This window comes from Caballeronia sp. M23-90 (assembly GCF_053574605.1).
The window spans coordinates 14,277-28,808 of sequence record NZ_JBSIPA010000003.1 but is presented as its reverse complement, the minus strand read 5'-3'; the positions used below and the strand labels follow the sequence as shown (position 1 = coordinate 28,808).

Sequence of the window (14,532 nt, the reverse complement as noted above, 5' to 3'; positions counted from 1 at the left end):
CAGCTGATTTTAAGGACCCGCCGTCGCAGTCGTCGATGCCGCGCTACCTTTCATCATCGAGAGGGAGATCCCTTGAGCAGTTCGCCCAGCTGTGTGTATTCGGATGCCATCTTTTCGGCTTGCGCGCTGTAGTGGGTGGCTGGAACTCGACGCGAATCGCAACATATGCAAATAGATCAGCTCGGAGGTCTTTTCTAGTGCCTACCTAATTCTTGATGGTAAAGTTTGACCAACGAAACTTAATTATTGAGAAAATCCTGATGAACAAACAAGAACTCGTCGATGCAGTCGCAGCACAAACCGGCGCAAGCAAGGCCTTGACCAGCGAAGTGATCGATGAGGTGCTGGCGGCGATCACGCAAGCGGTGGTGTCTGGCGATACGGTTCAATTAATTGGTTTTGGTTCGTTCGGTGTTGGCGCGCGTGCCGCCCGCGCGGGGCGCAATCCGAAAACAGGCGAAGCGCTCCAGATTGCCGCAGCTTTCACAGTAAAGTTTACTGCAGGAAAAGCGTTCAAGGACAGCGTCAATCAGTAACGCTCCGTATTCGACTGTTCATCATTGCGGGACACTCCGTGTGTGCTCATTGGCAGTGTAGTGCTACACGGAGCTTGATACACTTGCACCTATAATTCGGTTGATTTGGATTAGATCTGACAAGTGACGAAGAAATGAACGGCGCGCAACACTCACATGAACCATCCCTCGTGGAAAATGGCCGGGCCGTTATGTTCACGGTAGTGACCGCTGGTCGCGAGGTGAAGGCACTGATTACGAGGACGGCGCTAGAGCAGTACTTCTGGTTGGGTCCGGATGCAAGCGAAGGCCGCGTGCTGCGTATATTTGCTGACGGCCGCCATCGCATAACGGCCGTCACGCAGCGCCTGGCTTTGTGCAGCGGCGCGACCGAAGTCCGCCTTGATGCAGAGGACTTTGCGTCGTAGGCGCTTACATTTCCAACCCGCCCAGATTTTCATAAGTTTGAGTCTTTAATCGTTGAGCTGTGATGCTTAGGCTCGGTAAATTTTTAGGTTCGGTTTATTGCTGTAGCCATCTCTCGGTTACTTGGCAGCAGTCTGACTGCTTACTGGACTCTCGCTCTTGCCGCAATCGCGAGCGCAACATTCGGAGTTTATTTTATGAGTCGTACATTTGGACGCCCAGATTCGCGAGGCAGCGGTCCACGTCCAGCGCGCCAGCACCCGCCAACCAGCGCATCGCAGACGCAAAAGAAGCATTACGGGAAACCTGTTCAGTCAAAGGATCCCGCCCAGACGGCATCTATATTCAAGACTCGAGCGTTCAAAGTACTCGTCGACGCTGTTGGAGCCGAAAATGTAGCGTTGGGTCTCGACTCGAATCTGGCCCGCATCGCAGAATTGGTCAGCGGTGAGCGTTTTACGCCCGAGACAGCGTTTCACATGGAAACGACGCTTGGTCTTCCCGATGGTTTCTTCGATCACCCAAACCCAACGTTGCCACCAGACGTGATCGCGCGACTGCGCTCTCCGCTGGAAAATAGGCCAACTGACGGCGTATTTGATGACCCAGTGGACCCTTCGCCAAGTCATAAGTCGGCCGATCATAAAAAGCACCCTGTTTTGAGCGAAGCTGTAACAGCCAAGGATGTCGATATGCCAAGAAAGACCAGCACTGCACCCGCGCCAGCCAGCAAGAAGGGCAAGGTGATTGCCCCGAAAGATGCCGGCGCAAGCGCGAAGACCGCACAGTCGAAGGGCGTTTCGAGGGCGGCGAAGGCAGCGCAGCAACAGTCGCTTGAACTGGCGAGCACACCTTCTATACCTGAAGTTCGACAGGCGAACCTTCATATCTTGACTGCCCGCAACGGATCGAAAGCGCTGCTAAGTCGAATGTTGAACCTAAGCCAGTCAAACATGGCGCATCGGTTGCACGGGAAAAAGCGTTTGGACGATGTCGAGGCGAAACGCTTTACCGATGTACTAGAGCTGCCAGCGGGGTGGCTCGACACGCCACGCCAGACGGACGATGTGCCTGACCACGTGAACGAGCTCCTCGCACCGACCTCAAGAAAACGCAAGACTGCGACGCCCACAGCAACAAGTTATAAACCGCAAGCGGCGGTAGCGAAACATCTTGTGGACGAAACTAGCACGGTGCCTCAACCGCAAAACGTCAGCGTCCCAGAGCAAGACGTTACAAGTAACCCAATGGAAAATGTCACCACTGTAGTGAACACTGCAAACTTATCTAACAAACCTGTTGATGCGGTTAATGGTGCCAACCCGAACAACCAATCGTCGAATATCGGGAAAGACTTGGCCGATGAAGCGCTTTCGATTTCTGTGGCGAGCGACCTTGCGCATTTGCGTGGGATTCCACCCATCGCTGAAGCATTGCTGAAGACAATTGCTGCGAAGGCGCGGACCGGGGTTTTGAACGAAAACAAGGCGTTGGAGCTCTTGCAACAAATGATTTTGCTCTGATGAATCTTTCGTCAAGAATCAATTTCTCAATTGATCATGACGACAAGTTCGTGTAGATGGTCTGGGATGCGGTGTGGGGCGGCACAAATAGGTTGATGCAAATCTGCGCCGGATCCGACGCCGTTATTGGTTGATGCGTCGCATCCAGGGCTATTCGAAGACCGGCAACGATATAGTCGGCCTGCGGTATGGCATTTAAACCCAGCATCGCGCGACGAACGATGCGGAGCCGCACGGTTTTCTCCGCGCGCCAACTATGAAGCGATGGGGCTCGCTGTTTGCAAGATCTTTTGATTGTTTTGACCGCAACGTTTGTACCACTTCTGGGCAATGGCGCGGTTAGGAACCGAGTCGCCTGACGCCGTGCATCCCCAGCGATTCTCCCAGTAGAGAGCAAGTGTCTGCGCAGCTTCGCGATGGCCAAAACCGAATGCCGTCTCGTATCTTGCCTTCGCGAGCTCGACATCAAGCGCCTCGCCGCGCCCAAGCCGGGCACTATCGCCAAGCGCCGCTGCCGAAAGTCCCTTTAGCTTGTCTTGCGCGTTTTCATCTTTCAATACGTCGACGAGGATGCGATTAGCCAATTCCGGATCGCTGTCGCCGCCGGTGCCTGCGAAGAGCGACAGAGCGAAAGTGACGCGCAACGCGGGATGCTTGTCGATGCCGATCTGCATGAGGAGCTTACGGCCCAAATACGGAGCGCCGGAAATTGAAGATAGGAGCAGGGCGTTGGCGGTCGTGGCAATTGACTCGAGCGGGGCAAAGCCCGATTTGTACGCGGATACCACATGTCGATAGAATTGTTCGATGTCGAGAGCAGCATCGTGAGCCTTAAGCGCTTGCCACTCTCGATGGATCTGGTTAAACCAACTCAATTCGGCCATATGGATTTCCTCGCGTAACAGATGCGAGATATATTACTCTCGATTAGGCAGTGCTTGAGTGAATGGCGGTCTCTGTTACGACTTACCTGATTCACTGGGTGACTCCTCCCAAAAACGTCTGCTCACACGGCAGCAAAAGCGCCAGGGCATGCTTCTTTTTGCCAACTTTATTCGTAGGACAACGGCGGATGTGCGCATCTTCGATCCAGGATAGACGTAGGAAGAAGCCTTGAGTTTGCGCAGCGCAGCTCGCGTCTACAAAAGAATGAACAAACAGAGTCTGAATAAGATTCCAATAGTGCAAGGGCACCGCTGTTCTTCGACCGACAATCGATAAGAACTCGATGCTCAAGTATCCGAGCTTTGAAAACGAAGCGGTAAGGCTGCAATCGAAAATATCGATGTACGCGGATGTAATGCTTTGAACTGACAAGTTTGTTTGCGTAAATCAAGCGTCGTGGCATAGTGCAAGCATTCACTATTGGAGGCCACGATGCCCACACTCGAAGTCATTCAAGAAAAGCTAAAGAACTTGCAGGCGCAAGCCGACGTGCTCATAGCAAAGAAAGCGCAGTCAGCAATATATCAAATCCGTCGCCTGATGCTGGAGCATGGGTTGACCACCGAAGATATTGAAGAAAAAACGAAAGCAAGGCGGGAAGCAAAAGGCGACAGCGGTTTGGGTATTGGTTTAAGGCGGAAAGCATCCAATGCCCTTGGCTCCAAGGTCGCGCCCAAGTTCCAGGACCCGAAGAGCGGTGCCACATGGACCGGCCGGGGAAGAGCACCGGCTTGGATCGCAAAAGCGAAAAACCGCAGTCGTTTTATGATTCAAGGTGATGCGGTGGCGGCTCACGCGGCGTCTCCCGAAATTGAGAACGCAGATTCAACGACTACAGCGAAACCGCGTGGGTACCGAACGGGACCGCAGCCGGCTAAGTATCGCGACCGCAAGTCAGGTGCAACATGGAGCGGCAAAGGACGCGCGCCTGCATGGCTTGCGAACGTCAGAGATCGCACCAAATTCCTGATTGAGGAGGAGGGTGCATCGCCCGTTGCTGAAGTCGCGACTAAAGCGGCGCGTAAAGCGTCCGCGGGGGCCAAAAAGGCGAACGCGGCAAAGAAGAGGTCGCGGAAAGTCGTGGCGAAGAAAATCACCGCAAAAAAGGCCGCCGCCACAAAAAATGAGGTGAAGGAAGCAACGCCAAGACAAGCCGTTGCTGCTAGCAAGAAGGTTGCTGCTAAGAAAGCAGGGTCAGCTGCGAAAAAGAGAGTTGCAAAGAAGGTGAGTGGTTCAGGCAGTGCTGCGAAGGCCGCGACGGTAGCCGACGATAACGGCACTACCCAAGCAGCCATTGAAGCGCCCGCAGTGTAGATCGCGTTAGAGCGAGTGGGGCGGCCTCTTGGCCGCTCGCCCCCAATGCAGTGCGTAACGACGCCCGTAAAAAGCTCCGTCGATCGACCGTTGTCAGTTGTTTTCGTTCTTGCACCTGCGAGATCGGACTAGAGCACCACCAATCTCTGGCTGGACAGAAACAAACCATGTGCAGCTGAAGGCTCAATCTCTACGATTTGTGTTTCTCTGTCTGCTCGGGCAGCAAAGCCATCCATTTGTTGCGTTGAATGATGGACTTGGAAGTCAGCCAGAACAGCCCACAAAAATGGTTTCGAGCGACAAAATCCGCTCTTGTAGGAGTGACAGCTTTAACTCTCGTCTACGGCAACCGACACGTTTAATTTTCGGCATGTCTGAATTCTTAACACGTACGTTGAAAAGGAAACCATTCGCTATTTCGAGCTCGGACGGACCAACGGAGAGGCGCTTTCGCCGGCCAGAAATTGACGCAGTTGTTTTTCAACTTCCACCACCCGGTGCATCGGTGCCTCGCTCAATTGCTGGTCGTGAAGTGCAAGCACGCGTTCGATCACAGGCGCGTCTTGCTCGTGGATTGTCCACTTGGCACTTTTTGCAGCAATTGCTAGTGCATTTTCAAACGCCGCTTCTGCGTGTTCGTAACACTCAAACGGCACCTCACCGAAGCCCATGCGTTGAAGGTAGTAGGCCATATAGACCGAACGGACCAATTCGTTGATTTGGTGCCGATTCGCACGCTCACCACGACAGGCAGCCAACGCAAGATGATGAGCGAGCGACAACTCCCGTGCCGATTGTGCCGACATTGGCAAAAGCGCGGACTTACCCAGCGGTTTTCGGATGACGCCCGGGCGGGTGGATTTACGTTTTGTTCCGGCCATATGTGGATCGACAAGGTTTGGGAGAGATGCGGCAGCTTCAACCGCCGCGCAAATCACGAAATTTCGTCGAATTGCGGAACAGCGATTGGATCTGCGTGACTGCAGTAGCGATTGACTAAACTTCGTACCGTCGTGATCATGAGTATCCGACGCTGGTCGCCGACATGCAGGCGCGGCGGGTCGTGAGCGGGCCAATATATTCCGGCCTGTCGTTCGTTATGATCACTCGTACGTTAGCTCAGGGACAGCGTCACGGTGCTGGCGTCGGCCAGTCAGAACCATCTCGGAGAGCCTTGGCACGACTGCCATTTGGTCGCGCCCCGATGCCAAGATAACGGCCGCAGCGGCATACTGGCGTATCGTGTTGGCCTCCATGAATGCTTGCAGCAGATAGAATGACCAAGAGTAGCATGTACCGATACACATCGCTCTAACACCTGTCGAGCTGATCTCGCAGGACAGCACCCGCTAGCCTCTTACAAGTCTGAAGGCAGATAACCGGTGGCAACCGAGAGTTTTAATAAACGTGAAGCGGAGGCGCTCAAAAGGATGGCGGAAGCTGCACGTGAGGTACAGGCGGCGTCTGCTGCCATAGAAGCGCATTTCGCTAAACCGGGTGAACGACAAGCCTCTGCGCTTGAGTTTGCCCGGTTGACCGCCGCTGTTCAGGAGCTTGAAGATGCGCGGAGAACTTTAGCGGTTGTCATCGACGCAGCAAACGCGGCGCGACGTTAAAGCGAAGCTCAGCATTGTCGAGCGATACGACCGTCGGGATCGCGATCTTGAGCCGGAGAGCGAGACGAAGGTCGCTTTGAGACGCAGGTAACGTTCCCGTCAGCTAACATCTCAAGCGCGACTAAAGCGTGCGGCGTTGACCTTGCTTCACCTCTGCGATGGCCTCTCTCAAAGCTTCGATACCCGCTTCCGTAAATGCGGTTACCGTGTTCGATTCCTCGCGATCTGGACCGAGTTTATCGACGATCTGTAGACACCCGTCTTCCGGTTCCAGATTCATGAGCGCGATTTCCTCCAACCAGGCCTCCGGTTCGCCCAGCATCACGGCAACGCACGCAATCGTATAGACATATGCTGGAGCAGCCACTACGTTTTCCTCCTAAGCCGGGTGGCGCTAGGTTGCTAGGCGCTGCCGACGTCCGAGAAGTTTGCCAAGTCACTCGCTAGCGGTTTAACACGATTTGGAAGCTCGCTGTCCTGGTTCGCACCGCTTGGCGATCCGTTGCCAACCGTTATGAGCGCGAGCGGCGTCAAAAAGGACATCGAGGTATTCGTCATGGTTCACTCGATCGTCGCTCGGCAACCCCCTATCGGCATGCTGCAAAATCAACGCCTTTCGATCACCACGACAATGGGCGGCCGAACTGATCCGGCTCCATGCCTCGCAGGCGTATGCAAACGTTTCCCGCATATGATAGTCAATGTCGAGGATATAATCGGTGCGAGCGCTTGCGGCCAGCCCACAAGCCACGCGTCTGGAGTTGTGAAAGACGTGCGCAGCCTCGTGAACGACGAAATCGGCAAATGGGTCGGTCTCGTCAAAGTAATCCATCGACACGTAGCACGTCGTTTCTTGGCTCAAGCTAATCCATCGACACGTAGCACGTCGTTTCTTGGCTCAAGCCGACTATATTGCAGGGCTGTCCAGATAGCGTCGGGGCCTTAACGCTCTCCAAAAATATGTTGGCCACATCCCAAGCTGTAGAAAGCCACCGTTCAGCCATTAAGATTTTTTCCAGGTTAGCTCGGGTGACAAATACAACGTTATCTGAAAGCAGGCGAATGACGGTCGCGCGTTCACTCGGGTTGAAGAGACCATCCACCATAGGCTTGAGTTTTCCACTGTTCCATACGTAAAGGTCAACTGGGAGACGCGAGACAGACTCGAAGCCTTTCGAGCGCCGCATCGTCTCTGCTACAAGGGCGCTTCGGAGGCGCTGGGACGCACGTGTCGCTATATCAGACAGATTAGAACCCGGCCATCCCACGAAAAAACTGTCGTATTCGCCTGTCCGCAAATAATCATGACCCGATTGCCCCTGGCACCACCCAATACCTCAGCCACACGGTCGTCATAACGAACCAGCGTACCTCGAGCGGGCCGGCGTTTCAAATAATAGGTGCGTGGTCGCATGAGCCCCGTGCTGTAATCTCGTTCAGAACGGTATGATTTTGCATCGGAGGGACATTCGTCAAGCATCATTTTCGGAGGAGGGGCATGCGCAGGTTTTACATACAACGGTCAGCCATTCACGGGCGCGGGGTATTCGCGTCGGCGGTCATGGCGCATGGCGACTATTTGCTCGAATACAAGGGCGAGGTACTGTCTGAACGCGAAGCAAATCGACGGTTTGCCCGATCAGAAGCGGAGGCGGGGCACACTTTCTTCTTCGGGATCGGCGATGGCCGCGTGATCGATGGAGCGGTTGCCGGCAACTCCGCGCGCTGGATTAATCACAGCTGCGCACCGAACTGCGAGGCCGAGCAGGACAACGATCGCGTCTATATCCGTGCGATCAAAAAGATCAAAGTCGGCGACGAAATTTTCATCGATTATCGTCTGGATGCTGGAAGCCGACCCAGCAAAGCGATGAAAGCGACCTACGCATGCCGGTGCGGTGCGAAGAAGTGCCGTTCCACAATGCTGTATGTAAAGTAACCGGAGTTCGATGCAAGGGTTCAGGTTCACGCATTGGCTCCAGCCGTTTCCTGGATTGTTTTGAAACCGCTTTCGCAAGCTGGTGTAGAGAATATTGGTGTCTTACGTCAGGTTTCCTGCACGCGATGGCGGCTCGTCCGGAAAAGCTTTGCAGCCTGTCGTGAGCGCCGCTATCGGTTTAGACCCGTTTCACCGCCAGCAGTCGACTTTCTCATTTTGCATCAGCTGCTCATTTGCCTCTTACGGATTAGACACGAACGTTGCCACGTTCGTTGAGAATTCGTCGTCTCACGGATCAATTGCGGATTCTTGCTTGTGCTGACTGCAGCGCACATCAATATTCGAGTCTCCTTGGTCGAACGGTATCTATCGCGCAAAAAGGGGGCATGACAGCTCATTGCGCTATCGCCCGCGCTCCCCATCAACTTCGAATGATCTTGGGTTACTAAAGACTAAAGTTTTCTCAGTCTTGGCCGATGTAAAGGGGGCGCGGGCGTTGGTATAACAAGGCCGCCGAGGCAGGGGTAGTAGATTGAAGACCAACAAAAAATAAGAGAGAGCGGTATGACCGACAAAGCCCCGGACGCGCTTCCTACGGATCGCGATCTGTTCATGGAAGCGCGTGCTTTCGCCCTATCTATCGTGGCGATACGACGCGCGAGGGGTAAGGCGAACCCAGCCGATTTCGTTGTTGGCACACCGGAATGGAAGGCGGTCGTCGAAGACTTTGCGGCCGACATACTTCGTTTGCCGACAGACACCTATAGACAGTTTGCACGCTATCGCGGATTAGACCTCAAGGATGAATTGTAGTCGCGCGCCCCACCGTGCGGATCAGGTGCAAAGGTCGTCGACCGATATGTGAATTGAGCTCGCTGCAGGTCGGCTACAAGAACACGGCGAACCTGACGCAACAGGCGGCGGTGGAGTCTTCATTGTTGTCGACGCAACTCGGCGATCTGAACACGGTAACCGCAACACAAACCGGTTCGCATGAAGACATCGTGCTGGCTCAGCTTGGCGTGGGCAACAGCGCGACGGTTTCGCAAAGCGGCTCGGGCAACCTGGGCGTGATCACGCAAGCCGGACTGGCTAACACCGGCACGATCGCGCAAGCGGGCGGCGGCAACACGGCGATCCTGACGCAGACCGGTACGATGAACACGGCCTCGATCATGCAACACTAAGCACAGCAATTGGTGGTTTTTTGCGGGCGGCACGCGGTCCTTTTTGTGTATCGCTTGCCGCGCTTCTTTTATCGTCAACGACACGCTCTACCGACTAGAAAAAATGGTTGCACACTGAATGCGAGCAGATCAGTCGAACTGAGATGTCTTCCTAAGGCAACGCGATTTGAAGCCTGGATGTAAGCAAACAAACAGATGCTATGGGCTGATATGCCTAGCTGAAAGACTTCCTAACGCGGCTCCTACGCAGCCTGCCAGTCGACTCGACGAGCCGGTACCGCACCTCTGGCAGCCTAGCTTCGACAGTAGGCTGACATCGGCTCCCGAACCCCTGAGATTGCCGAGCGCTTACGGACATTTTCACCTTTTTTGAATTTGGAGCGATTTGTATTGGGGGGTGCCGGTGAGAGCGTCGCCGAGCGCGAGATTGATCTGCGTCGCCCGCATAATCACGGAGATCCGCCGAGGCCATTTGATCCAGCGCAGAAACCTTGCGAAGGTATTGTTGGAGCCATCCAACGAATGAAATAGGTAGCAGCAGCGTCTTCTGCATAAACTTAAAAAGTCGTCTAAGATCGCACTCAAACAAAAACTGAGAGCGACAAAATATCGACAAAAAACAACGAGCTCCTAATCGAGCCAGAGACATGGATCAAGCTTTCGCCTGCTTCAAGGCTATTACTTGCTGTCGAATTGGTCCGATCTTTTGTAATTAGCAACCATCCCAAAGATCAGCAAGATCTCGTCGAGCTGCTCCCACAGCAGCGTTACATCACCTATTTTCATCCGCCAATCCAATGAGGCGGAGATATCTTTCGGGCCAAGCCAAGACCATTTGCTATGTGGCCGGGATATGGCTCTGTGTCTCGGTTGGCATCTGTGGCGTTTTCGCCAATTCCGAGATAAATCGAATCAAAGAGGAGTTCTCCCTGCAGAGCGAGGCGACTTACGAGATCGTCAGGCAGCGGCTTGATGAAAACGATGCCGTGCTCGCGGGTATCGATTCACTTTTGCAAACCTTTCCAGAAGCCGACCCGAAGGGACTGCGGGAGTATTCGCACGAAATGCTTGTCCGATACCCGCATATATATATGGTTGAACTGCAGCCTCGCGTTGAAGCTGCTCAGCTTGACCGTTTCGAAAGCTGGGCCAAAGCCAGCATCGACCCTCATTTTGTTGTAAGAGGGCAGTTCAAAAAGGCTGCTCAGTTCGGCTCAAGATGTTCCAGCAGACGAGTGAGCAGGCTAGTTTGAGGAATGCTTCGTGAATGTCAGATCGGCGCTCGAAGCGAATGCGAAGACGCCGGAAACCATGGAGCCACGAATGAGTCCGTTCAACGACCCAACGAAACTTGCCGAGACCGCTGCCGTGTTCGGTGCGGCGCCTGGCGATGACCGGTCTGATTCCACGCTCGCGAAGTCGGCGGCGATGCGAGTCGGAGTCGTAGCCACGGTCGGCGTAGATGACCTTGGGTTTGCGAAGCGGTCGGCCGCGTGTGCCGCGAATCGGCGGGATAGCGTCGACCAGCGGCAGCAGTTGCGTCACATCATTGCGGTTCGCGCCGGTCACGATCACGCTGACAGGAACGCCGTTCGCGTCTACGAGGACGTGGTGTTTGGACCCTGGTCGTGCGCGATCGGTGGGGTTTGGCCCAGTTTTTGGCCCGCCCCAACGGCTCGCACGGACGATGAATCGACAGCCGCGTATGAGAAATCGAGCTGGCCAGATTCGCGCAGCTTGTCGAGCAGTAGCCCGTGCAGCTTGTCCCACACCCCGGCCTGCTGCCAGTCGTGCAACCGACGCCAACAAGTCGCTCCAGAGCCGAAGCCCAACCGGGTCGGCAGATGGTTCCATCGCATTCCTGTCTTCAGCACAAGCAGGATGCCATTGAGTGCTGCACGGTCCGAGACCGGCAACCTTCCAGGGTATCGCTGGCGTCGCGGTTTGGGCGGTGGAAGTAGCGGTTCGATCAGTGCCCACAATTCGTCATCGATGATAGGTGCCGGCATTCCTTGATCCGTTGTTCAGGTATCCAAGGTTAACCGTTTCGTGGAAAAGTAAACAGCCCTTCCGAGCTCTTTTTGAACTGGCCTTTAAAAGACTTCGGATACGGTGGTCAGCGGGAATGGCACGCCGCCAGGGGAAGAGCGGTCTATTATCCAATCACGTTTATGGAGCCATCCGCTGAAGCGGCGCATCCGGTGCTCGGGCTTGATGTTTATGCCGACAACAAATTCAAAGCGGCGATTGATCAAACAATCGCTTCCGGGCGACCTTCAGTATATGCGCCATTTGATCTGTTTGAAGGCGGCCGTGCTTACCTGATCTTTAAGGCAATTTACGCTCGAGCAATCGAGCCACTGTCAAACCTCGGTAGCCCGGCGCCCCGAACGGCGCCGGGCGTGACAGATGTCGCGACTCGGGTAGTATCGTTACTGATCTACGCTGGGAAGTTTCTTGGCCCCGGTGAGCTCTCGCCTCCGACAGCGTCATTGCGGATCTATCTTCAAGGCTATCAACGCGATGACCCGCTTGGACTAGTTCAAAAGACATCGGCGCGTCCTAAGTCCAAATGGGAGAGAGCAGTCTTCCCGGAACTAATTTTTAGCCGAACGTTATCCAATGCATCCCAGCCATTCGTGTTTGAGACCCGGCGACAGCTTGGAATAGACGTTTTGCGCCCTTTGCCAACGGGCCTAACGCTTGTCGGAACTCTTTTGATTCTCTTGCTGGCATCCACTGCATACGGCGACAAGATCGCCGCGCGTGCGGCTGTGCGTGATGCAAGGCGGCGACTCTTTGGCGAAAAAGAGCAAGCACTTGTGACATTACAGGCGATCGCGGATGCGGTGATCACGCTCGATAGTAAAGGGCGCGTTCAGTTCATCAATCCCGTCGGCGAGAGGATGTTTGGCATTGAGCATTACGAGGCTTTTGGCAAATCCGTCGAGGAGATCGTTGACATCGAATTTGATCTTGCGCATGAGGCGTCGCAGAGTCCATTTGACAGAGCATTAGCCACGCGAGCGATGGTCACGCTTTCAGATAACAGCTTTGTGTTGCGCCGAGATGGGCAAAAAATATTGATCGAAGGGACCATCTCTCCAGTCTTCGACCAAGAGGGCGCGCTGACAGGCGTCGTCGGTGCCATGCGTGACATGGGACCGGTTCGCAAAAAGGCAATCGAAGCGTTGCGGGCAAGCGAGCAGCGCCTGCAGGAGCGACAGGACGAACTGACGCATGTGGCACGCCTTCATTCGATGGGGGAGATGGCCTCCGGCATTGCACATGAACTCAATCAACCGCTTTCTGCCATCTTGAGTTACAACCAGGCATGTGTCCGGTTGCTGCAAGAGGAGCAACTCGACCTTCCGGCGATCGCTGACGCCATGCGGGCAACCACTGAACAAGCTAAACGCGCGGGCGACATCATCGGGCGATTGCGCGCGTTCATCGCAAAGCGTCCCGCGAACATCGTTTCACTCGATTTGCGTCAGTCCGTTGCTAACGCGCTCGAGCTGAGCGAGCCATGGCTGGGGCAAAGTCAAGCCGATGTCGTCATCGATTCCACGCCAGATGAATTGATCGTTCGCGCTGATGCTGTTCAGATTGAGCAAATCGTTCTAAACCTGATTCGCAATGCAGTCGAGGCGACGGAACACATGCCTGTCAGCCAAAGAAAGATCCTACTGCGCCTGCGCGCCATCAATGGTTCGGCGGTGCTTAGCGTGTGCGACACCGGGCCAGGCATTTCGCCGCCAGCCCGTCTTAAATTATTTCTGCCGTTTCATACAACCAAAGAATCCGGTATGGGGCTCGGCCTGTCTATTTGCCAATCCATCGCGGAAACTTATGGCGGGAAGATCATCGAGTCGTCAGGCGATTCGCCGGGTGCCGAATTTAAACTGATGCTTCCTTTGCAAGAGGAGAGCGCGAGCGCCTATGGCAACTAACCCATCTTCAACGGCGGCGCGAATTGAGCCGACCGTCTATCTTGTCGATGACGACGCGGCGGTCCGTGACGCTTTGTGTCTGCTTATTCGTTCGGTGAAACTGAATGTCGTTGCATACGGAGATCCTGCTGAGTTCCTGCGAGCGTTCACTGGAGACGAAGTTGGCTGCCTCGTGATCGACATCAGAATGCCGGTCCTCAATGGCTTCGCGGTGCAGGAACGGTTGCAGTCCGCTAAGAGTGCCCTGCCAATCATTTTCATCACAGGTCACGGCGATCTCGCCCAGTGTCGGCGGGCATTTCAGCACGGTGCAGTCGATTTTCTGACAAAGCCAGTTGATGAGCATGCCCTCCTGGAAAGCCTTCAAAAAGCGATTCGGTTGAATGACGAATGGCGCCTCACGCGTAGCCGCGGACATTCGGCGCGTATCGCGATCGCCAAACTTTCTTCGCGAGAGCGGGCCGTGTTTGATCTGCTCTGCGAGGGAATGGCAAATAAGGTGATAGCAGAAAAACTGAAGCTTTCGCTGCGTACAGTTGAGGCGTACCGCGCTGCTGTTCTCGAAAAGACGGATACATCGTCGATTGCCGATCTCGCAAGACTGCAGTTATTTGCGGTTGAGAGTGGGTCACTACCGTAGAACCCGCAATAAGAAGTGTATTTTCCCGGATAGCAAGTTGTTACGAAACGCCCTACTATTGTTACAACTAGTTTCAAATATGGCTCGAGACAGGTCGCTGGTTGAAGAATTCCTTCAAGCCACACGACGGAGCTCTGCTAGCTCTACTGTTTGTCTGCGCTAGGTAAAAGAAGTAAAACGTGAGAGAGACGTCGTCAGCGACGTTATAAAAAAAGATCGGGGGGAGTGTGTCATTGTTCAAAAAGCCTATGCGCATGGTTGGGTACCAGCCACCTGTCAAAACGATCGCGAAGTTCGAGCACACACGTCTCGAGCCGAGGCGACCGAACACCCGCCATTAACAACTTAGGTCCGTCTAAGCATCGCGAATTCAAGCAGCTTTGTGCCTAGCGTTGTCTCGGTGAGGACCTGTCTGTTAGCCTCCTCTTACGCCTGAGTGCAATACAGCGCATCGATATAAGCGGCCGTCAATCA

The 14,532-nt window shown here is 54.5% G+C and carries 17 protein-coding genes; 11 read left to right on the top strand and 6 right to left on the bottom strand.

The genetic code is table 11. The features are described from left to right. Positions 1–260: 260 nt before the first annotated feature. The 3 genes from ACRXB1_RS00825 (at position 261) to ACRXB1_RS00815 (ending at position 2,464) form a co-directional block, all read left to right on the top strand. Positions 261–536, top strand: a complete 276-nt coding sequence (locus tag ACRXB1_RS00825) for an HU family DNA-binding protein (RefSeq protein WP_449490773.1) — start codon at positions 261–263, stop codon at positions 534–536. A gap of 134 nt (positions 537–670) precedes the next feature. Then, positions 671–943, top strand: coding sequence for a DUF1488 family protein (locus ACRXB1_RS00820; protein ID WP_449490756.1), 273 nt, complete (start codon positions 671–673; stop codon positions 941–943). A gap of 399 nt (positions 944–1,342) precedes the next feature. Continuing rightward, positions 1,343–2,464, top strand: coding sequence for a hypothetical protein (locus ACRXB1_RS00815; protein ID WP_449490755.1), 1,122 nt, complete (start codon positions 1,343–1,345; stop codon positions 2,462–2,464). Between the two features lie 34 nt (positions 2,465–2,498). Here ACRXB1_RS00815 and ACRXB1_RS00810 read toward each other — a convergent pair whose 3' ends face one another. Together ACRXB1_RS00810 and ACRXB1_RS00805 are read right to left on the bottom strand one after the other, a co-directional pair. Then, positions 2,499–2,699 (bottom strand): hypothetical protein, encoded by a 201-nt coding sequence (locus ACRXB1_RS00810; RefSeq protein WP_449490754.1) that lies wholly within the window; start codon positions 2,697–2,699, stop codon positions 2,499–2,501. Positions 2,700–2,718: 19 nt separating this feature from the next. Next, positions 2,719–3,348, bottom strand: a complete 630-nt coding sequence (locus ACRXB1_RS00805; RefSeq protein ID WP_449490753.1) for a sel1 repeat family protein — start codon at positions 3,346–3,348, stop codon at positions 2,719–2,721. A gap of 493 nt (positions 3,349–3,841) precedes the next feature. Between ACRXB1_RS00805 and ACRXB1_RS00800 the strand changes: the two genes are divergently transcribed. Further along, positions 3,842–4,723 carry an H-NS family nucleoid-associated regulatory protein gene (locus ACRXB1_RS00800; RefSeq protein WP_449490752.1) on the top strand — a complete coding sequence of 294 codons (882 nt, stop codon included), beginning with the start codon at positions 3,842–3,844 and terminating at the stop codon, positions 4,721–4,723. Positions 4,724–5,136: 413 nt separating this feature from the next. On the opposite strand, the gene ACRXB1_RS00795 is transcribed toward ACRXB1_RS00800, so the two are convergent. After that, positions 5,137–5,604 carry a hypothetical protein gene (locus ACRXB1_RS00795; protein WP_449490751.1) on the bottom strand — a complete coding sequence of 156 codons (468 nt, stop codon included), beginning with the start codon at positions 5,602–5,604 and terminating at the stop codon, positions 5,137–5,139. Between the two features lie 501 nt (positions 5,605–6,105). Here ACRXB1_RS00795 and ACRXB1_RS00790 point away from each other — a divergent pair. Beyond that, a complete protein-coding gene (locus ACRXB1_RS00790; RefSeq protein WP_449490750.1) occupies positions 6,106–6,339 on the top strand; it encodes a hypothetical protein in 234 nt (77 codons plus the stop codon). Positions 6,340–6,460: 121 nt separating this feature from the next. Here ACRXB1_RS00790 and ACRXB1_RS00785 read toward each other — a convergent pair whose 3' ends face one another. After that, positions 6,461–6,706, bottom strand: coding sequence for a hypothetical protein (locus ACRXB1_RS00785; RefSeq protein WP_449490749.1), 246 nt, complete (start codon positions 6,704–6,706; stop codon positions 6,461–6,463). 1,131 nt (positions 6,707–7,837) lie between these two features. Between ACRXB1_RS00785 and ACRXB1_RS00780 the strand changes: the two genes are divergently transcribed. From ACRXB1_RS00780 to ACRXB1_RS00765, 4 genes are all read left to right on the top strand, one after another. Next, a complete protein-coding gene (locus ACRXB1_RS00780; protein ID WP_449490748.1) occupies positions 7,838–8,278 on the top strand; it encodes an SET domain-containing protein in 441 nt (146 codons plus the stop codon). Between the two features lie 564 nt (positions 8,279–8,842). After that, positions 8,843–9,091, top strand: coding sequence for a hypothetical protein (locus ACRXB1_RS00775; RefSeq protein WP_449490747.1), 249 nt, complete (start codon positions 8,843–8,845; stop codon positions 9,089–9,091). A gap of 53 nt (positions 9,092–9,144) precedes the next feature. Next, a complete protein-coding gene (locus ACRXB1_RS00770) occupies positions 9,145–9,465 on the top strand; it encodes a hypothetical protein (RefSeq protein ID WP_449490746.1) in 321 nt (106 codons plus the stop codon). A gap of 842 nt (positions 9,466–10,307) precedes the next feature. Beyond that, entirely contained in the window at positions 10,308–10,718 is a 411-nt protein-coding gene (locus ACRXB1_RS00765; protein WP_449490776.1) for a hypothetical protein, read from the top strand. Here ACRXB1_RS00765 and ACRXB1_RS00760 read toward each other — a convergent pair. Next, complete coding sequence (locus ACRXB1_RS00760; RefSeq protein WP_449490772.1) at positions 10,657–11,154, bottom strand: IS5 family transposase; 498 nt, start codon at positions 11,152–11,154, stop codon at positions 10,657–10,659. The genes ACRXB1_RS00765 and ACRXB1_RS00760 overlap by 62 nt on opposite strands. Beyond that, positions 11,064–11,474, bottom strand: a complete 411-nt coding sequence (locus ACRXB1_RS00755) for an IS5/IS1182 family transposase (protein WP_062093255.1) — start codon at positions 11,472–11,474, stop codon at positions 11,064–11,066. Before ACRXB1_RS00755 ends, ACRXB1_RS00760 begins: the two co-directional genes overlap by 91 nt. A gap of 72 nt (positions 11,475–11,546) precedes the next feature. On the opposite strand from ACRXB1_RS00755, the gene ACRXB1_RS00750 reads away from it, so the two are divergent. Continuing rightward, entirely contained in the window at positions 11,547–13,418 is a 1,872-nt protein-coding gene (locus ACRXB1_RS00750; protein WP_449490745.1) for an ATP-binding protein, read from the top strand. Beyond that, a complete protein-coding gene (locus tag ACRXB1_RS00745) occupies positions 13,408–14,058 on the top strand; it encodes a response regulator transcription factor (protein ID WP_449490744.1) in 651 nt (216 codons plus the stop codon). Before ACRXB1_RS00750 ends, ACRXB1_RS00745 begins: the two co-directional genes overlap by 11 nt. Positions 14,059–14,532 lie beyond the last annotated feature (474 nt).

Bases quoted from the DNA above. Each gene is read 5' to 3' on its own strand.
- ACRXB1_RS00825 (WP_449490773.1), top strand. From the start codon at position 261: ATGAACAAACAAGAACTCGTCGATGCAGTCGCAGCACAAACCGGCGCA.
- ACRXB1_RS00800 (WP_449490752.1), top strand. From the start codon at position 3,842: ATGCCCACACTCGAAGTCATTCAAGAAAAGCTAAAGAACTTGCAGGCG.
- ACRXB1_RS00775 (WP_449490747.1), top strand. From the start codon at position 8,843: ATGACCGACAAAGCCCCGGACGCGCTTCCTACGGATCGCGATCTGTTC.
- ACRXB1_RS00795 (WP_449490751.1), bottom strand. From the start codon at position 5,604: ATGGCCGGAACAAAACGTAAATCCACCCGCCCGGGCGTCATCCGAAAA.
- ACRXB1_RS00780 (WP_449490748.1), top strand. From the start codon at position 7,838: ATGCGCAGGTTTTACATACAACGGTCAGCCATTCACGGGCGCGGGGTA.
- ACRXB1_RS00820 (WP_449490756.1), top strand. From the start codon at position 671: ATGAACGGCGCGCAACACTCACATGAACCATCCCTCGTGGAAAATGGC.
- ACRXB1_RS00745 (WP_449490744.1), top strand. From the start codon at position 13,408: ATGGCAACTAACCCATCTTCAACGGCGGCGCGAATTGAGCCGACCGTC.
- ACRXB1_RS00805 (WP_449490753.1), bottom strand. From the start codon at position 3,348: ATGGCCGAATTGAGTTGGTTTAACCAGATCCATCGAGAGTGGCAAGCG.
- ACRXB1_RS00755 (WP_062093255.1), bottom strand. From the start codon at position 11,474: ATGCCGGCACCTATCATCGATGACGAATTGTGGGCACTGATCGAACCG.